Source organism: Sediminitomix flava (assembly GCF_003149185.1).
GTDB lineage: Bacteria > Bacteroidota > Bacteroidia > Cytophagales > Flammeovirgaceae > Sediminitomix > Sediminitomix flava.
This window is the reverse complement of record NZ_QGDO01000001.1, coordinates 390,654-409,440: the sequence shown is the minus strand read 5'-3', so window position 1 is coordinate 409,440 and position 18,787 is coordinate 390,654. Positions and strand designations below refer to the sequence as shown.

The window sequence follows — 18,787 nt, the reverse complement described above, 5'->3', positions numbered from 1 at the left end:
GGATTCTTTAAAATGTTATCTAACAAAAAGATGAAAGTTTTAGTGTTTAACTTTTTGAAAGTATTGAACATTACGTAGAGTGTCACCATTCATAAGGAAGATACACTCATCCATTTTCAGAATATCTTCAGCCTGAATTTCAAGTTTAGTTTTAGAAAATAGAGTGTCTTTCATGTATAATGAAAACATCAGCTGATGTTTACCTATCATCTCCGTACAAATTCCATCAAATAATTCGGGAGGAAAGAAGGGACGAATTGTAGCATCAACAACCATATGATATTCTAAAAAATGAGGCTGATTGGCATAGTCTACCCAATTAAATTCAACTTCAAGGGCATGAATATCTAATAATTTACATTTAAATACTCCACTCAGAGAAGGTGAATTATTTTGGAATACTGACCTTTCCGGAATAAGAATCCATTTTCCTACAAATTCATCAATTTGATTATTCATACATTATAATTCTTGAAACCTTTTCCTCCTTGTAAACAGAAATCAAAACTTAAGAATTCTTTGTCTTTGGAAGATTAAGCTCTTTTTGGAAACAACGACTGTTATCTACACCGATGTATTGTCCGTAGTTCGGAATAACTTGATAGCCATTTTTCTGATAGAGTGCAATAGCATCTTGCTGGCGAAGTCCTGTTTCTAAAACGGTAAATTTGTAGCCTAGTTCTGACGCCCAATTTTCTAATTCTTTCAGAACTAAAGATGCAATACCTTTATTTCTAACAGAATTGTCTACATACATGCGTTTCACTTCAGTGCTTTCGTTATCAAACTCTTTGATAGCTCCACAACCCACAGCTTGACCATTGTTGTAAGCAACCACGACAGATTTTATATGGTCAGTTTTGTTGTATTGTGCATAAAAAGAGTGGTCATCCCCATCAATAATGGCTAATTCTATATCAAGGAATTGTACCAATTTTTTAAAATCTAGATTTGAAGCATCTGTTCGTTTTAGTGTGATCACGTTGTTGTTGGTTAATGTAAAAATGCTAAGATATACTTTAGGAAAAACTTTAACGAATATCTATCACGAATATAAATGTTTCTAGGATTAGAACATATATCATGAAAACTTGTTAATACACCATATAATACTTAGTATTATACAAATAGAGCCTTTTAATTATCTTGTTTTTAGTGTCAATAATTATTTTTTCTTCATGATGAAATAATCTAAAACGAAGGCTCTATGCAGTGAACAATTAACTTTTTACACATCTTTTTAATACGATGAAACCAATTCTAACCATGATTGCGCTCAGCTCATGTATGTTTGTACATGGATTGACAAACGATGCTTTTGCGCAGAAAAAACGTAAAAAAGGGAAAACTGAAAACACAGAGAAACCAAAACCAGAGAAAAAGAAGTACATCAAGGATATGGTAAAAGACCATGTGAAAGAAGATGGGCTTTTTACCTTTTATCAAGATCAAGAAAAAGGAGAGGTATTCTTGCAAGTAGATAAAACACAACTCGATAAAGAGTTTATCTATTTTAGTTATGTTGAAAATGGAAATGCAAATGTAAGTGGACGTTTGATTCGTGGAAGTTATCAAGATTCAGAAGTTTTCACCTTGAGAAAGCATTTCAATAAAATCGAATTGGTAAAAGAAAATCATTCTTTTTATTTCGATGAAAATAATCCAATTAGTAAGTCTGCGGATGCCAATGTAATGCCTTCAATTTTGGCTTCAATGGAAATTAAAGGTTATTCAGAAGACAGTACACAGTATTTGTTGAAGGCAAACGATTTCCTTTTGAGTGAAACACTTACTCAGCTTTCGTTTAGTTCTCCATCAGGTAGACCTCGTTTTAGCGAAGGAAAACTTTCAAAATCAAAATCGAAATACTTAAACATCAAATCATATCCTCAAAACTCGGATGTGGTTGTAGAATATGTTTTTGAGAACGCTAGACCAAAAGTATATGGCGATGAGAGTGTAACAGATGCTCGTAATACTTCTGTTATTCTTCAGCATTCTTTTATAGAAATGCCAGAAAATGATTTTGAACCTCGTTTTGACGACCCTCGAATCGGATATTTCAATACGCAGGTTACAGATATGACAGCAACTAATGCTACACCATATCGTGACTTGATTCACCGTTGGGATTTGCAGAAGAAAGACCCAAGTGCAGAAATTTCTGAGCCAGAAAAACCAATCGTCTGGTGGATTGAGAACACAACACCTTTAGAGTGGAGAGAGACAATCAAAGAAGCTGTGTTGAAGTGGAATATTGCATTTGAAAAAGCAGGCTTTAAAAATGCAATGCAAGTAAAAGTGCAGCCAGACGATGCAGAGTGGGATGCTGGAGATATCAGATATAATGTATTACGTTGGACGTCTTCGCCTAAACCAGCTTTTGGAGGTTATGGACCAAGCTTTGCAAACCCAAGAACTGGAGAAATTCTTGGAGCTGATATTATGTTAGAGTATGTACACTTTACAAATAGAGTAGCGTATACAGAACTTCTAGGTGTACAAGGAGAGTCTCATCTAGAATTATTCTCTGAGAATGAATTACATTCTGTAAATGATGCTCATAATCACGAACACACTCACGGGAAGTATTTCTGTAGCTATGGTCATGAGTTACATAATAATATGATGTTTGGACAAATTGCTGAAAGTCTTTTAGATGAAGAAGTAGAAGAAGAGAATGCTCTGATTCTAACAAAACTCAAAAAAGAGGCAATGATGGAGTTGATTATGCACGAGGTTGGACACACGCTAGGCTTGAACCATAACATGAAAGCTTCACAGTTGTATTCACCTGAGCAATTGCATGATATGAGCCTAACTTCTGAAACAGGACTTACAGGCTCCGTTATGGACTATGTTCAAATTAATATCAATTCAGATAGAGCAAATCAAGGGCATTATTACTCTACTTCTGTAGGACCTTATGACCTTTGGGCAATTGAGTACGGTTACAAACCTGTATCAGATAAGTCAGAGTTGGATGCAATTACAGCAAGATCAAGCGAACCAGCTTTAATGTTCGGAAATGATGCTGACGATATGCGTTCTCCTGGTAGAGGTATTGACCCTAGAGTAATGATTGGTGATATTTCTAACGATGCCATTTCTTATTCAACAGAGCGCATGAAGTTTTCAGAAGAAATGATGCAGAACCTTTTGGAGAAATATTCTAAGAAAGGGGAGTCTTATCAGTCATTGAAAGATGCATATAATATTCTTTTGAGACAATACAGTACTTCGGCAGGGGTAATCAGTAGATATATTGGTGGTATAAAAGTAGAAAGAGGTTTTGCTGGTGAGGACGGTGCAACTCAGCCATACACACCTATCTCTGTAGCTGATCAGAAAAGAGCAATGGCTTCTTTGGAGCGTTATGTTTTTTCTCCTTCAGCTTTCAATTTGCCAAGCGATACATTTGCTTATTTACAGTCTCAGCGTAGAGGTTTTAGTCATTGGGGAAATAATGAAGACCCTAAAATTCATCAGCAAATCTTGTCGATTCAGAAAAATGTAATGAGACATTTACTTCATCCTAATACGGTTCAACGTATCATTGATTCTGAATTGTATGGAAATGAATATGATTTAGCAACGTATATGACCGAATTGAATGATGCAATTATTAAGAAAGATATTCGATCAAATGTAAGTGTAGCACGTCAAAACTTGCAAACAGTCTATGTAAATCAGTTGATTAAGATGATTGAGAAATCAGACAATAATCCATACATGTACTCAGCAAGAGCAATGGCGCTGTATAACTTGAAAAAAATTAGAACGCAAGTTCAAGTTCCTTCGGGAAATGTTCTTTCAAGAGCTCATAAAGAGCAGCTTAAAATGTCAATTGATAAAGCTCTTTCAGTGAATTAATACTTAAAGCTGATGTCTGAAAAGGCATCAGCTTTTTGCTTTTTAATCTTGAATAAAAAGATATATTCTAATTGTGTGTTGTATTTTTCTGTTTGAAATATTTGTGATTCAAGCAATGAAATCCATATATTTCAATTTATTTTTTGAGTAATTCTATGACCAATTCTAATTATTTAAAACTTTCAATTCTTATGCGAAGAGGTATTCTTCTATTGGGTTTGATGTTTGTGAGCTTTTTTGCTTCAGCTCAAATAACCCATCCTGTGAATGGCGTGGTCGATAATAGGGAAGGAGCATATGCTTTCACCCATGCGACTATCGTAATTAATGAAAATCAAACCTTAACCGATGCAAGCCTAATTATCAAAGAAGGTAAAATTATTGATGTCGGTACCGATCTTGAAATCCCATCAGATGCAATCGTAACTAACTTAGAAGGAAAGTTTATATACCCTTCTTTTATCGATTTGCATACGGATTACGGTATGCCTGAAATCAAGAAAGGTGGAATCAATTGGAATGCGCCAGAGCAAATTCAAACCAAAACGCCTGGAGCCTACAATGCCAATGAATCAATCAAAGCGGAGTTCCAAGCAAAAGATGCTTTCAGAACAAATAAGAAAGCATTGAAGGAATTTCATGACAATGGTTTCGGAACCGTATTGTCTTTCAGATTTGATGGGGTAGCGAGAGGAACTTCTGCACTGGTTCTTTTATCTGATGAAAATGAAAACTTGGCAATTATCAAACCTACAGTTGCTGCTCATTTCGCTTTTGACAAAGGAAGTTCTTCACAACTTTACCCAGTTTCTATCATGGGGTATGCAGCATTGTTACGTCAGACCTATTACGATGCTTCATGGTATGCAACAGATGGTTACAAAGAGTTCAGAGATTTATCATTGGAAGCAATGAATGATCATCAAGTTCTTCCTCAAATTTTCTCAGCACATACATTAGATAATACATTGTTGGCAGATAAAATTGGAGATGAATTTGGTATTCAATACATCATCAAAGGAAGTGGTAAAGAATATCAAAAAATTGATCAATTAGTAAATACGCAAGCATCGCTGATTGTTCCCATAGATTTCCCTGCTCCTTATAATGTAAGTGATCCGTTGGAAGCCCTAAATGTTTCTTTAGCCCAATTAAAGGATTGGGAATTGGCTCCATCTAACTTAGCGATGCTGGAGCAATCAGGAATTTCATTTGCGATTACTTCTGAAGGCTTGAAAAATAAAAAGGATTTCTTGAAAAACTTGAGAATTGCGGTTGAAAATGGTTTGAGTAAACAAGCTGCTTTGAAAGCTTTGACTTCATATCCAGCAAAACTAATTGGCGCTTCAAGAGAAGTAGGGCAGTTGAAATCTGGAATGTACGCAAACTTCGTGATCACTTCTGGAGATCTATTTGAGAAAGAAACTAAAATTTTTGAAAACTGGGTAGGAGGTAAAAAGTTTGAAGTTGAAAAGATTCCTTCTTTTGATTATTCAGGGAAATATAATTTAGCATTAGCGGAGAATACTTGGGGTTTATCGATTTCTGAAGAAAAAGGAAAATCTAAAGTCCAAGTGATGTTGAACGATTCAACAAAGTTGGAATCGAAAGGAGAATTAGAAAAAGGTTTGATCAGCTTGACTTTCAAAACAGATACGGCTAAATCTTCTACAGACGCTTTCAAGCTAAGTGGTTGGAAAACTACTGAAGGTTTTAAAGGAAAAGCACAAAATGAAGAAGGTGATTGGTTGACTTGGACAGCAGTTGCTAAAAAGGTTGAAGACTCAGAAAAGAAGTCTGAAGAAAAGAAAGAAAACACAGCTAAAGAAGAAAAACTAGGCGATGTAATTCATCCGTTTATCGCTTATGGAAATGATATCGTTCCCGAAAAAGAAGTAATCTTATTTAAAAATGCGACTGTTTGGACAAGTGAAGCTGAAGGCATTTTGGTCAATACAGACGTATTAGTGAAGGATGGTAAAATTATCGAAGTTGGTCAAAACCTTTCTTCAAACAAAGCTAAAATAATTGATGCTACAGGTAAACATTTAACTGCTGGAATTATAGACGAACATTCGCACATTGCCTTAAATGGTATAAATGATGTAGATAAAATGTCTTCTATGGTAAGAATGGAAGATGCTATTGATGCTTCAAGTATTCAGATGTATCGTCAACTGGCAGGTGGTGTTACAGCTGCTCAATTATTGCATGGTTCAGCAAATCCTGTTGGAGGTCAATCTGCATTGATAAAATTCAGATGGGGTAAAACAGCTCAAGAGCTTCTTATTGAAGATGCTGATCAATTTATCAAGTTTGCTCTTGGTGAAAATGTAAAAAGAGGTAATTGGTCTTCATCTCAGAGATATCCACTTACGCGTATGGGGGTTGAGCAAGTTTACAGAGATGGATTCACGAGAGCTATAGCCTATCAAAAAGAATGGGATGCTTACAACGAACTTTCTAAGAAGCAGAAATCAAGAACTACAGCACCTAGAAAAGATTTGCAGCTAGAAGCATTGGTTGAAATCTTGAATTCTGAAAGATTCATTTCTTGTCACTCTTATGTGCAGTCAGAAATAAATATGCTCATGAAACTCGCTGAAGAATTTGGTTTTAGAGTCAATACATTCACGCACATTTTGGAAGGTTATAAAGTTGCTGACAAAATGAGTAAACATGGAGCAGGAGCTTCAACATTTGCAGATTGGTGGGCGTATAAATTTGAGGTGTATGATGCGATTCCTCACAATGCAGCTTTAATGGCAGAACAAGGCGTAGTGACGGCAATTAATTCTGATGATGCTGAAATGGGACGACGTTTGAATCAAGAGGCTGCTAAGTCAGTGAAATATGCAGGTATGAGTGAAGAAGAAGCTTGGAAAATGGTCACTCTTAATCCTGCAAAACTTCTTCATTTAGATGACAAAATGGGAAGTATCAAAGAAGGCAAGGATGCAGATTTAGTTTTATGGGATGAAAATCCACTTTCTGTTTATGCTAAAGCTCTTTACACACTCGTAGATGGAACGATCTACTATGACAGAGCAAAGGATAAATTGAAGAAAGATGAAATTAAAGCTGAAAAGGCACGTATCATGAAAAAGATGAAAGGAGCTATTGAGCAAGGTGCAAAACCTCAATTGGCATTGCCTATGATGCAACACTTGTGGCATTGTGATGATCTTCATTTCAACCACTCTGGAAATCATGCTCATTCTCACGCTCATTAATCAACCTATTTTTTTAGAATCATGAAACTAAGACATATATATACCTTTATCGGATTGCTCTTGTCTTTTACGGCTTGGGCACAAGTTCCGAGTCCAGCTCCAGCACAACAAGATGGTATTGTGATTACTGGCGCTACTTTACATATCGGAAATGGAAATGTTGTAGAGCAAGGAGCTATTGCTTTTGAGAATGGTAAAATTCTTTACGTAGGTACTTTGGCGGATATGCCTGTGGAATTAGCAGAACTTGTAAAAGTAGAAGCACATGGAAAGCATGTTTACCCAGGCCTGATTTTATTGAATACATTTTTGGGTTTGGAAGAGATTTCAGCGGTAAATCCATCGAAAGATTTCCGAGAATTGGGAACGGTTAACCCTGAAGTTCGCTCAATCATAGCTTATAATACTGACTCTCATTTGACACCAACCAACAGATCAAATGGTGTTTTGGTTGCTCAAATTACGCCACGAGGAGGTCTTTTCCCTGGTACTTCATCAGTTGTACAGTTAGATGCTTGGAACTGGGAAGATGCGGTTGTGAAAATGGATGAGGGAATTCACCTGAATTGGCCTTTTCCATATGTAGGACCTAGATGGTGGATGGGAGAATCTCAAGCTAGAGAGAATAAGAGCTATCAGAAAAATATTGAGATCATTGAGCAAACGTTGAAAGAAGCAAAAGCTTATGCCGCTAAATCTGAAGTGAAAGAAATCAACTTAAAACTAGAGGCGCTAAAAGGACTTTTTGATGGTAGTAAAAAGCTATATATTAATGTGGATATGGCGAAAGATATCATTAAAAGTGTTCAACTTGTCAAAGAGCTAGGGGTTGAAAATGTAGTTTTGGTAGGAGTGAAACAAGGAGCTTATGTGAGTGAATTTATTAAAGATCACAATATTCCATGTATTGTTGAGCGTACACATTCTTTACCTTTTGGCGAAGATGCTTCGGTCGATTCTTCATATGATCTACCAAATCAACTAGTTGATGCTGGTATTTTGGTCGGATTGGCACACACAGGTGAAATTATGGGTGAAAGAAATCTAGCATTTGGAGCAGGTACAGCAGCAGCGTTCGGAATGGAAAAAGAAGAGGCTCTTCAACTTTTGACTCTGAACAATGCCAAAATTTTAGGAATTGAAGATCAAATGGGATCGCTCGAAGTTGGAAAAGATGCTACACTCTTAATATCTGAAGGCGATTTATTGGATATGAGAGGAAATAAAGTTTCTAAAGCCTATATCCAAGGTCGTGATCTTGACTTAGACAATAAACACGAAATGCTTTATCGTAAGTTTAAGGCCAAATACGAGAAGAAACCATTGGTGAATTAATTCTTGTATTTGAGATCAAATTAAAAAAGGGAGTTCTTATCATAAGAACTCCCTTTTTCAGTTTATAATTATTCTTAACCTCTTGAGTTGAAATTATAAGCAAAACCTAAGTTAAAACTGTATTTAAATTGGGTAGCAGGTTTAGCCTCTCCTTCTTCTTGAGGAATCAAAACATCATGATCATAAATTAAGAAGGTGGAAATATTAGCATTTAAGAAAGAGTTGATCTTAAATGTGGTAAGAGTTTCCCAGTTAACAACTTGATGTCTAAGGTCATTATAGGCACCAAACAAATCAAACACGGTTCTAAAGTTTATACCTTTGAAAACCTCTTCATCGTAGATCATATTTAAGTTGAAACCGACTTGAGAACGCATGTGCTCTCCAGCTTCAACACCAAATACACCTTGATCTGAAAGCATTTGACTTCTGACAACTGTTAATCTTTCCGAGATTGGTGAAGCACTTAGCAAAAGCGTTTTAGCCTTATTCGAATAGTTTGCACTTAATTTGAAGATTAAGTAACCTGGAGATAAGAAATCAGAAATTTTCTGACGTGTTTCAACATTGCTTTCAGTATCCAAACCGTATGTATAACCTGGTGAGAATTGTGTTCTGAAATCAGAAGCTAAGTTTAAAGACCATCGCTTGGACATTTTGTAACCATAACTAGTTTTCCACTGTAAAATGTCATCTGTTTTACGGAATTTATATGCTGTATCATCCTTTCTCAAAATACCGTAATTTACGATAACTGAGTTTCTCCAAATATCTACCTTGCTTTCCCTAGTCATGTCATGTCTGAAAAGAGTATTCAGCGTGATTGTATTTTCACCACCTGCAGCCCAATTACTAAGCCCTACTTGTGAAAAGTTAGCTGAAATATTACCAGCGTAAGTCCATAATGAGTCTTCGGTTGTTTTGAGTTCTGTAGTCTGTGCGTAAAGATTAAAATTGAAGCAAACCAAGATATACGCCACTAAAAATAGAAAACCTTTTTTCATATCAAGATATAAAAAGTAAAAATGAAGTTTTGCGATACTAAATATTTGTATGATTAATTGTAATAATTATCTCTTTAAAAGAAAGTTAACATTTAATGAAAAATGCTTGTTATCTTATTAAATAAGAGGTCATAATCAGGCAAGATGAACTCAAAGTGTCTGATGAAATAATCTTCACGACCGTAAACCAGCAACACACGCTACTGTTACAATACTTCCCATATGTTAAAAAAGCCATACCTTTTCATAGCAAGCCTAATCTTTTTATCCCTCTTTAGTTTTTCTTATCTGAGAGATTACAAACCTTCAGATAAGGAAGTTTTATTGAAAAGATTACTTTATAAGAGCCTAGATCAAGCACATTTTAAAAACCTAGAAGTCAATGATGAAATGTCTTCTGAAGCTTTCGATATGTACATGAAAGCTTTGGATCCCAACAAGCGTTTTTTCCTTGACAAAGATGTGCAAAAATTAGATAATTTTCGATATAAAATAGATGATGATTTTTCATCTGATAACAAAATTCCTTTTCTAGATGAATCTTTAAGGATTTATGAAGAAAGAATTGAAGATTCAAAAAACATTTGCCTTAAAATTCTTGACGAACCTTTTGATTTTACAATTTCAGAAGAGGTTGAAACTGATGCTGATAAATTGGATTATGTCAAGTCTAAAAATGAATTGGAAGAGCGATGGAGAAAGCAATTAAAGCTATCTGCTTTGGTGAGATATACCGAGAGAGTAAAGGCACTTGAGGAGGATAGTTTAAGCAGTCAAACCCCTGCAGAAGTTGAAACTGAAATTCGTAATCAACTCAAAGAAAATTATCAAGATATGTTTGATCTTTTGTCAACCCAAGATATAGAAGATCAACATGCAAGATATCTGAATGCCATAATTTCAGTTTATGGACCTCATACAGAATATTACCCACCAGAAAAGAAAGAGCGATTTGATCAGCAAATGTCTGGGCGATTTGAGGGCATTGGTGCTCGTTTGCAACAAACAGGAGGCGAAATTAAAGTAGTTGCCATCATTCCAGGAAGTGCAGCATGGAAACAGAAAGGACTTAAGGAAGGTGATGTAATTATGAAAGTTGCTCAACAAGGGCAAGCAGCTGTTTCTGTAGAAAGTATGTCACTTAAGAATGCAGTGAAGTTAATTAAAGGTAAAAAAGGTACTACGGTTCGTTTGACGGTACGTAAACCTGATGGCTTAATTAAAATTGTACCTATCGAAAGAGATGTTGTAGAGCTAGCTGAATCATATGCGAAATCTTCTGTAATCACAGACTCTATTTCTGGAAACAAGTATGGAATAATCCATTTACCGAGTTTCTATGCCGATTTTAAAGGTACAGGAGGACGAAATTCGTCAAGTGATGTCCGTCAAGAGTTGGTTAAGCTTAAAAAAGAAAACGTAGAAGGTATAATTTTAGACCTTAGAAATAACGGCGGAGGTTCACTTTCTGATGCTATTGAAATGACAGGTTTGTTTATTGATAAAGGACCAGTCGTTCAAGTCAAAAGTAAAGTAGATAAGCCTAGAGTGCTTTCCGATAAAGATGATAGAGTTATTTATGATGGACCATTAGTTGTTATGGTAAATCGTTTTAGTGCCTCAGCTTCCGAAATTTTAGCCGCTGCTATTCAAGATTACAAAAGAGGAGTGATCGTTGGAAGTACTTCATATGGAAAAGGAACCGTACAACGATTTATTGATCTTGATCGATTAAATAAAGTAAGTCCAGAGTTAAAACCTTTGGGTTCTTTGAAATTAACGATTCAGAAATTTTATAGAGTATCAGGTGGGGCAACCCAAGTAAAAGGTGTACAACCTGATATTTTCTTACCAGACAAGTATGTTCATCTTGATATTGGCGAGGAGGAGTTACCTTTTGTGATGCCTTGGGATAGTGTAAAAAGAGCAGACTTTGAAGAATGGGAATTTCAGCCAAATTTTAAAGAATTAAAAGCAAAGAGCGAGGGTAGAGTTGCTGATAATACAGAATTCTTGAATATTGTGAAGGAGTCAGAGCGTCTTGAGAAAGAGAGTAAACGGACTTTAGAAACTCTTTCTTACAGCGACTACGTTTTACAGCAAGAACAGCTTAATGCAGCATCAGCTAATTTTGAAGAAAGTGACTTTGAGAGTACAAGGTTGAAATTTACAGTACTACCAGATCATGTTCTTAAAAATGATCAAGATTCTGTAGCTCATTATGTTGCCGAAGAATGGAAGAATAAATTAGTAAGAGATATCCATCTTGAAGAATGTGTAAATATTCTGACGGATATGGAATAATAAACCTCTTGAGAAGATATATTACGAAAAGATGGATTGGAAACGATCCATCTTTTTTTGTTTAAGTATAAAAAATACACTTTTTATTGATATTTATTTACAATATCCTGTCATATCTCTATCTTGTAATGAGAGAATTCCGTATGAAGAAATAAAGCCACTAGTTAGAGTATACTAAACCAAAAACACAAATTACCATTAAACAACATGAAAGAAGTTTACATTTTAGCCGCAGTAAGAACACCATTAGGAAGCTTTGGAGGAAGTTTGTCATCAGTACAAGCAACAACATTAGGTACAGCAGCAATCGAGGGAGCCTTGGAGAAAGTTAACTTAAATCCATCTGAGGTGGATGAAGTTTTTATGGGAAATGTCATTTCTGCAAACTTAGGTCAAGCTCCAGCAAGACAAGCTGCTTTAGGTGCTAAAATTGGAAAGGAAGTCCCATGTACAACAATCAATAAGGTTTGTGCATCTGGAATGAAAGCTGTAATGTTTGCTGCACAGTCCATTATGCTTGGCGATAATGATTTAGTTGTAGCGGGAGGAATGGAATCAATGTCAAATGTTCCTTACTACATCCCTAAAGGAAGATATGGCTATGGTTACGGAAATGCTCAAATGCTGGATGGTCTCGTAAAAGATGGACTTTCTGATGCTTACAATGGTGCTGCTATGGGTAACTGTGGTGATGCTACGGCAGCTCGTTATGAGATTTCTAGAGAAGAGCAAGATCAATATGCAATCCAATCTTACCAAAGATCAGCAGAAGCAACTGAGCAAGGTTGGTTAAAAGATGAAATTGTATCAGTAAAAGTTCCTCAACGAAAAGGAGAGCCTGTAGAGGTTTTGACTGATGAAGAATATACAAGAGTAAAGTTTGAGAAAATCCCTAGTCTCAGACCCGTCTTCTCTAAGGAAGGTACTGTTACTGCCGCAAATGCATCTACAATAAATGATGGTGCTGCATGTTTGATTATCGCATCTAAAGAAAAAGCAGAAGAGCTTGGATTAAAGCCCGTTGCAAAGATTGTTTCTTATGCAGATGCAGCAACAGACCCTGAGTGGTTTACGGTAGCTCCTGTTCAAGCTGCTCAGAAGGCATTGAAAAAGGCTGGTAAAAATATTTCAGATATAGATTTCTTTGAAGTAAATGAAGCTTTTTCAGTAGTACCTATGGTTTTTGCAAAAGAACTAGGTGTAGATAATGAAAAAATGAATGTTCATGGTGGAGCTGTTTCTTTAGGGCACCCGCTAGGGGCTTCTGGAGCAAGAATTCTTACAACTTTGACTGGTGTATTAAAACATCAGAAAGGAACTTTAGGGATGGCTGCTATTTGTAATGGTGGTGGAGGTGCTTCAGCTATGATTATTGAGAAAATGTAATTTGAAGCTTCCATAAAGCAAAAGAGTCATTCCATATATCCACGGAATGACTCTTTTTTATTTCTTAGAAAAACAAACTTAAACGCCTTCAGCAACTACTTCTTTTACTGTAGGAACCATACGCTTAAGCATATTCTCGATACCAGCCTTCAATGTAATTGTAGAAGAAGGACATCCGCTACAAGAACCTTGAAGTAATACTTTTACAACACCGCTTTCTTCGTCAAATGAATGGAATTGGATTGCTCCACCATCCATTTCCACTGCAGGCTTAATGTACTCTTCCAATACACTTTTGATCATTTTGATCGCTTCAGTATCATCTTCTGAACCGTCTTCAGCTACTTCTTTACTTTCATCGAAAACAGGTTTTTTCTCTCTGAAGTATTCAGTCAAGTATTCTTTCATTTGAGGAATTACTTCATTCCAAACCACTTCTTCTTTCTTAGTGATTGTGATGAAGTTACTCATGTAGAAAATTCTCTCGATAAAGTCGAATTTCTCAAATAATTCGGTAGCTAAAGGTGAAATTTTAGCAGCTTCCAAATCTGGGAAATCAAAAGTATCCCCGTTCTTAATCAACATAAAGCTCAACATGAACTTCATAGAGTTAGGGTTTGGGTTTGCTTCAGTATATATAGTGATCGTGTGATCGTACAATTTCTCTCTGTTGAATTCTTCAGCCATCGTAATCTGTTTTTGTATTTTTTAGATGTAGAATATATTAGATGAACTTTGCATCTTTGCAAAGTAACGAAATAGTAAGACGGGATTCAAAGCCAAAATCTTACTTTCTTAGTACATAACGCTAATTGGAAAAAATTGTTAATTAGATTAGTTCCAAGTACTGCTTAAAACAACAAATTTCAATTTTTAGGTTTCTCAATTCTATTAATATGTCTTATCAGTGGGTATTTTTTTTAATGGCGAGTTATTTCTTACTACTGTTTTTTATAGCTCACCTCACAACTAAAAATACAACAAGTAGCTCTTTTTTTAATGCAGATAATCAAAGCCCATGGTATTTGGTTGCTTTTGGAATGATTGGCACTACGCTTTCTGGAGTCACTTTTATTTCAGTGCCAGGAATGGTTGGTATAGATTATCCTGCAGGAGAGGGCAAGTTTGCTATGAGCTATCTACAGATGGTTTTTGGGTATATGATTGGTTATTTTGCCATTTTAACTATACTCATGCCTCTTTATTATAAGCTAGATTCCGTATCCATATATAGTTTTTTAGAAAAAAGATTCGGAATTACTTCATACAAAACAGGCTCTTTTTTCTTTCTCTTATCTAGAAGTCTTCAAGCGGCGAGTAAGCTTTATGTTGTCGCTTTAGTATTACAATCTTTCATTTTCGATGAACTGAATATTTCATTCTTCTGGACTGTGCTCTTTACGATCATTTTGATATGGCTCTATACATTTAAAGGAGGTTTAAAAACAGTGGTCTGGACAGATACCCTACAAACAACTTTTATGCTTTTGGCAGCAGGAGTGACCGTTTATATGTTAAGTGTCGATTTAGGAGAAAAAGGAGTTTTTGAAGGAGATTGGTGGAATAAAAGAACTGATCTGACTCAAATATTTTTCTTTGGAGAAGATGGGCGAAACTTCTACAGACAACTTTTTAATGGCGCTTTATTAGCTTTTGTAATGACGGGGCTTGATCAAGATATGATGCAGAAAAATTTAAGCTGCCGAAACTTGAAGGAAGCACAAAAGAATATGTTTTGGTTCAGTATCGTATTATTTTTTGTAAATATACTGTTCTTAGGGTTGGGTGCAATGTTATATCTGTATGCCGAGCAGTATGATATCACTGTGATTGGAGACAAGTTATATCCTCTAATTGCAAAAGAACATATTGGTATTCTTGGAGCAAGTGTATTTGTATTGGGAATTGTAGCTGCAAGTTATTCAAGTGCAGATTCTGCTTTGACTGCATTGACAACCGCATTCTGTATTGATTTTCTTGGTTATGGAAGAAAAGGAAGTGAATCAGATGATAAAAAGCTAAGTCGAAAAACGGTGCACATCGGATTCTCAGTTCTTCTATTTTTGTTGGTACTAGCATTTAAAGCATTGAATAATAAATCAGCAATTGATTTGGTCTTGAAATTAGCTAGTTACACGTATGGTCCTCTCTTAGGTATGTTCGCACTTGGAATTATATCCAAGATAAATGTGAAGGATAAACGAGTACCTTTGGTAGTAGTGGCTGCACCGGCATTGAGTTATGTTTTAGAACAAAACTCGGTTGCTTGGTTTGATTACCGATTCAGTTATGAAATATTGGTCGTTAATGCTTTGTTGACCATGATAGGAATGGTATTGATTAGGGAGGAGAAATAAAAACTAAGGTTAATAAAAAAGTCCAATTAAAGGTCTTTAATTGGACTTTTTAATTTATACGGTTTGTAACTCTTCTTTCATGTAAGAAGAAAGATCTGGTATTTCTACAATCTTAGTGGTCAGTCCTTTTACAAGCGTAATGATACCGGAAATGATGGCACCATAATATAAAATTAGTCCTGAGGTCATAATAGTTAAGATACCTCCGAAAAGAAAAAGCCCAAGACCTGTGAGTATCGTATTTCTTTTGCTCCGCTTCTGATCAGCTTTTATAGAGTTTAAAATTTCGATTAACCATTGTGCCACTTCTTTTTGGGAAATGAAATCATCTGAATACGTACGAAGTAGTGTATGAACCTGATTTTTTTCTTTTAAAGCTAGTCTTAGCTTATTCTTTCTGATGTTTTTGTAGTTTCTCTCAATTTTATTGAGAGTTGAAACAAGAATACTACCTTTTAAATCTTCGGAAATCAACTCAACAACCTCAGCTTTTGAAGCTCCTCGCTTGATTTTTTGATAGCCAATTTCAGTATACTTTTTAAAAAGATCACCTTGTGCTTTTGTGATGATCTTTTTGATGATTAAAGGACTGATATCTTGTTGTTTTAACGCCTCTTCAGCATTTTCAATTTCCCCAGTATCTAGTATTACTTGAACGGATTCAGCAGTATGCTTTTCAAAAATCTGTCTTACCATAAAGTTTAAAAATTACAACTTGAAAAAATGTATCTGAGAATTAAGATATTGAAATCTTCTTGAAAATCATAAACATAAAAAAATCCACAGAAAGCATTTAAGACCTTTCTGTGGATTTAATTCATATTTTAAATGGAGTATAAACTCTAAAAATAGTCAGTCTCTACACTTGGATATTTTGCTTGATAAGCTTTCATCTCAGCTTCCGACACTTGTGTGTCTCTAAAATAAACAACACTTAGGGCAGGGAATCCTTCTAGTATTTTTAGTGATTGAACAGGCGTTTCTACAAATATTAAAAGGTATAACTCAGGTAAAGATTGAACAGGACTAAGGTCACTTACTTTGGTCTGAGATATTGTCAATTCTTTTAATGCTGTGTTTCCTTTTAATGGACTGAGGTCTTCAAAGCTAGTTTGTGATGCATAAATAATCTCAAGATTTGGTTTGTTGGCTAAAGCCGAAATATCTTCAATAGGATTATCTGCAAAGTTGATTTCAACTAGCTGCTTTAATTTAGATAACGGAGAAAGAGACTCAACTTTTGCCGCTTCAAAAAGAATACGCTTTAAGTTTTTCATCCTTTTCAAAGGAGAAAGATCTGAAATCTCTGTATTGGAAAATGTAAGTTCTTCCAACTGACGCATATGAGCGAAAGGTTTTAAGGAAGTAACTTGTGTATTATCTAACGCAATGTTTTTAATATTGGGGAAGTGTCTGAAAGACTTGAAATCAGTAATTCTTGATTCAAAAGCATCAATAGTATGAAGAGACTGCAAATCATCTAACTCATTTAGACTCGTAATATTTAGTCCTGCCATTTGCAAGATTTCCATATTATGTGCTTCATGAATAGGTTCTAAAGTTTTGATGCGTGTATAGCTTACATTCAGCTTTTTAATATTTTTGAGTTCTCTTAAAGGCTCAATGTCTTTGATCTTGGTATATGAACAATCTACTTCTTCAAGATAAATAAGTGGTCTTAGAGGTTCTAGCGAACGAATAAGACGCTCGTCTCCATAAATATCAAAACCAGCGGCATTTATAGTCTTAAGTTGAGCAATTTGAGCCAAGCCATCCTTGGTCATTTCACCTTCCCATTCAATTTCCTCTATAAAACAGGTTTTCCATGTTTCGGTAAGTCCGTCCCACCAAGTTTTATCGATTGATTGAGCGTAAACGGGTTGGACTAATAAACATAGTAAGAGTGATAATAATTTTATTGCGTTCTTCATTGAATAATCAAATTTCACAATTCGAATGTATATCTGATAAGTGAATAGCTAATAAATCAAGTGATTAATTGGCATTCATACAAGTTTTATGTTTGCTTGTTATGTTTAAAAAATTCCAAGTTTGGAATTCCACTTATTCTATATACGTCTAAGAAATCGTCTTATTGTATTAAAAGTGAATTAATACTGACTCTAGTAATTATTATGGTAAAATTATGCTAAGTTTCTTTATTGGAGAGAAGCTAGTATCTTTGCTACTTTGTTTTAAGAATAGACCTAATAAAGCGTAAGAAGATGGAGGAATCAATTGAAAAATATATCAGAGACGTCAAAGATTTTCCAAAAGAAGGAATTATGTTCAAAGACATCACTCCTCTAATTGGTCATCCAGAAGGTTTTAAACTTGCAATTAATCAACTTCTGGAGCAAGTAGACGGACTTTCAATTGACAAAGTGGTTTCAATGGAGTCTAGAGGTTTCTTTTTTGGGAGTGTTCTTGCTGATCGTTTAAATGCAGGGTTTGTACCTGTGAGAAAGCCAGGAAAGTTACCATTCGATACTTATAAGCAAGAATATGCTTTGGAGTATGGAACGGATACACTTGAGATGCATATTGATGCCATTGAAAAAGGAGAGAAAGTACTAATTCATGATGATGTATTAGCGACTGGAGGTACTGCTGAGGCTGTAGTGAAAATGGTTGAGAAAGCAGGAGGAGAAATTGTATTAATCTCTTTCCTTATAAATTTAGCTTTCTTAAAAGGAGAAGAAAAAATTAAAAATTATAATGTAAAGTCTTTATTGACTTACTAGAAAATAAAAAACCTCATCAGTTAGACGATGAGGTTTTTTTTTATTTATTCTTTTCTTTTTGCTCAAAGTGATTGTAAGCTTCATTGATTTTTCGAGTTACTTTCTGAGCTATATCTTGTTTCTCGGGCTGATTGTGATAAAGGTCAGGGTGATAAACACGAATCATTTTTTTATAAGCTTTTTTGACCACTGCGAAACTAGAGCCATAAGGAATTTCTAAGGCAGCATAGTACTCACGATCTTTTGAGCTTGCAGAGCTAGATGAAGTGTTGTATTGTTGGTATTGACTCTGTTGCTGACTTGATGAACTACTACTGCTTTTGTAGTATTTATCATATTCATCGGCATATTTTTGATAGTCTGTTTGACTCTCTTCCCAACTCAAACCTGCTTTTTCGAACCAGTCTTTTAATGAAGAGTCTTCACTTGTAAGACGGTCACTCAACTCAGCTCTTAAAATATCTTTTAGTCTATTTATTATCATATGAAATTTGACGCAATTACAGTATATAATTTAAAACAATCTATTCAGTATAAAGTTAAGCATTAAC

At 35.2% G+C, this 18,787-nt stretch carries 14 protein-coding genes; 7 read left to right on the top strand and 7 right to left on the bottom strand.

Translation table 11 applies throughout. The features are described from left to right. Positions 1-39 precede the first annotated feature (39 nt). The gene (locus BC781_RS01560; RefSeq protein ID WP_109615490.1) at positions 40-459 is read right to left on the bottom strand and encodes a hypothetical protein; all 420 of its coding nucleotides are present in this window, start codon (positions 457-459) and stop codon (positions 40-42) included. Positions 460-508: 49 nt separating this feature from the next. Beyond that, complete coding sequence (locus BC781_RS01555) at positions 509-982, bottom strand: GNAT family N-acetyltransferase (RefSeq protein WP_109615489.1); 474 nt, start codon at positions 980-982, stop codon at positions 509-511. Between the two features lie 266 nt (positions 983-1,248). Between BC781_RS01555 and BC781_RS01550 the strand changes: the two genes are divergently transcribed. The 3 genes from BC781_RS01550 (at position 1,249) to BC781_RS01540 (ending at position 8,441) form a co-directional block, all read left to right on the top strand. Then, positions 1,249-3,873: a zinc-dependent metalloprotease gene (locus BC781_RS01550; RefSeq protein WP_211323659.1), complete on the top strand. Its 2,625-nt coding sequence runs from the start codon at positions 1,249-1,251 to the stop codon at positions 3,871-3,873. Positions 3,874-4,064: 191 nt separating this feature from the next. Then, a complete protein-coding gene (locus tag BC781_RS01545) occupies positions 4,065-7,106 on the top strand; it encodes an amidohydrolase family protein (RefSeq protein ID WP_109615487.1) in 3,042 nt (1,013 codons plus the stop codon). 21 nt (positions 7,107-7,127) lie between these two features. Further along, positions 7,128-8,441 carry an amidohydrolase family protein gene (locus tag BC781_RS01540; protein ID WP_109615486.1) on the top strand — a complete coding sequence of 438 codons (1,314 nt, stop codon included), beginning with the start codon at positions 7,128-7,130 and terminating at the stop codon, positions 8,439-8,441. Positions 8,442-8,515: 74 nt separating this feature from the next. Here BC781_RS01540 and BC781_RS01535 read toward each other — a convergent pair whose 3' ends face one another. After that, the gene (locus BC781_RS01535; RefSeq protein ID WP_109615485.1) at positions 8,516-9,445 is read right to left on the bottom strand and encodes a DUF3078 domain-containing protein; all 930 of its coding nucleotides are present in this window, start codon (positions 9,443-9,445) and stop codon (positions 8,516-8,518) included. A gap of 222 nt (positions 9,446-9,667) precedes the next feature. On the opposite strand from BC781_RS01535, the gene BC781_RS01530 reads away from it, so the two are divergent. Beyond that, a complete protein-coding gene (locus BC781_RS01530; protein WP_109615484.1) occupies positions 9,668-11,749 on the top strand; it encodes a carboxy terminal-processing peptidase in 2,082 nt (693 codons plus the stop codon). A 207-nt stretch (positions 11,750-11,956) separates the two neighbouring features. Further along, a complete protein-coding gene (locus tag BC781_RS01525) occupies positions 11,957-13,135 on the top strand; it encodes a thiolase family protein (protein ID WP_109615483.1) in 1,179 nt (392 codons plus the stop codon). A 78-nt stretch (positions 13,136-13,213) separates the two neighbouring features. On the opposite strand, the gene BC781_RS01520 is transcribed toward BC781_RS01525, so the two are convergent. Continuing rightward, complete coding sequence (locus BC781_RS01520) at positions 13,214-13,822, bottom strand: NifU family protein (protein ID WP_109615482.1); 609 nt, start codon at positions 13,820-13,822, stop codon at positions 13,214-13,216. A gap of 209 nt (positions 13,823-14,031) precedes the next feature. Here BC781_RS01520 and BC781_RS01515 point away from each other — a divergent pair, with 209 nt between their 5' ends. Beyond that, positions 14,032-15,492: a sodium:solute symporter gene (locus BC781_RS01515; protein WP_109615481.1), complete on the top strand. Its 1,461-nt coding sequence runs from the start codon at positions 14,032-14,034 to the stop codon at positions 15,490-15,492. 54 nt (positions 15,493-15,546) lie between these two features. Here BC781_RS01515 and BC781_RS01510 read toward each other — a convergent pair whose 3' ends face one another. Then, entirely contained in the window at positions 15,547-16,188 is a 642-nt protein-coding gene (locus BC781_RS01510; RefSeq protein ID WP_109615480.1) for a hypothetical protein, read from the bottom strand. 146 nt (positions 16,189-16,334) lie between these two features. Next, entirely contained in the window at positions 16,335-17,423 is a 1,089-nt protein-coding gene (locus BC781_RS01505; RefSeq protein WP_109615479.1) for a leucine-rich repeat domain-containing protein, read from the bottom strand. Between the two features lie 294 nt (positions 17,424-17,717). On the opposite strand from BC781_RS01505, the gene BC781_RS01500 reads away from it, so the two are divergent. Continuing rightward, positions 17,718-18,236, top strand: coding sequence for an adenine phosphoribosyltransferase (locus BC781_RS01500; protein WP_109615478.1), 519 nt, complete (start codon positions 17,718-17,720; stop codon positions 18,234-18,236). Between the two features lie 40 nt (positions 18,237-18,276). On the opposite strand, the gene BC781_RS01495 is transcribed toward BC781_RS01500, so the two are convergent. Beyond that, entirely contained in the window at positions 18,277-18,720 is a 444-nt protein-coding gene (locus BC781_RS01495) for a J domain-containing protein (protein WP_109615477.1), read from the bottom strand. Between the last annotated feature and the right edge of the window lie 67 nt (positions 18,721-18,787).

Bases quoted from the DNA above. Each gene is read 5' to 3' on its own strand.
- BC781_RS01520 (WP_109615482.1), bottom strand. From the start codon at position 13,822: ATGGCTGAAGAATTCAACAGAGAGAAATTGTACGATCACACGATCACT.
- BC781_RS01515 (WP_109615481.1), top strand. From the start codon at position 14,032: ATGTCTTATCAGTGGGTATTTTTTTTAATGGCGAGTTATTTCTTACTA.
- BC781_RS01540 (WP_109615486.1), top strand. From the start codon at position 7,128: ATGAAACTAAGACATATATATACCTTTATCGGATTGCTCTTGTCTTTT.
- BC781_RS01530 (WP_109615484.1), top strand. From the start codon at position 9,668: ATGTTAAAAAAGCCATACCTTTTCATAGCAAGCCTAATCTTTTTATCC.
- BC781_RS01525 (WP_109615483.1), top strand. From the start codon at position 11,957: ATGAAAGAAGTTTACATTTTAGCCGCAGTAAGAACACCATTAGGAAGC.
- BC781_RS01550 (WP_211323659.1), top strand. From the start codon at position 1,249: ATGAAACCAATTCTAACCATGATTGCGCTCAGCTCATGTATGTTTGTA.
- BC781_RS01510 (WP_109615480.1), bottom strand. From the start codon at position 16,188: ATGGTAAGACAGATTTTTGAAAAGCATACTGCTGAATCCGTTCAAGTA.
- BC781_RS01500 (WP_109615478.1), top strand. From the start codon at position 17,718: ATGGAGGAATCAATTGAAAAATATATCAGAGACGTCAAAGATTTTCCA.
- BC781_RS01535 (WP_109615485.1), bottom strand. From the start codon at position 9,445: ATGAAAAAAGGTTTTCTATTTTTAGTGGCGTATATCTTGGTTTGCTTC.
- BC781_RS01495 (WP_109615477.1), bottom strand. From the start codon at position 18,720: ATGATAATAAATAGACTAAAAGATATTTTAAGAGCTGAGTTGAGTGAC.
- BC781_RS01505 (WP_109615479.1), bottom strand. From the start codon at position 17,423: ATGAAGAACGCAATAAAATTATTATCACTCTTACTATGTTTATTAGTC.
- BC781_RS01560 (WP_109615490.1), bottom strand. From the start codon at position 459: ATGAATAATCAAATTGATGAATTTGTAGGAAAATGGATTCTTATTCCG.
- BC781_RS01545 (WP_109615487.1), top strand. From the start codon at position 4,065: ATGCGAAGAGGTATTCTTCTATTGGGTTTGATGTTTGTGAGCTTTTTT.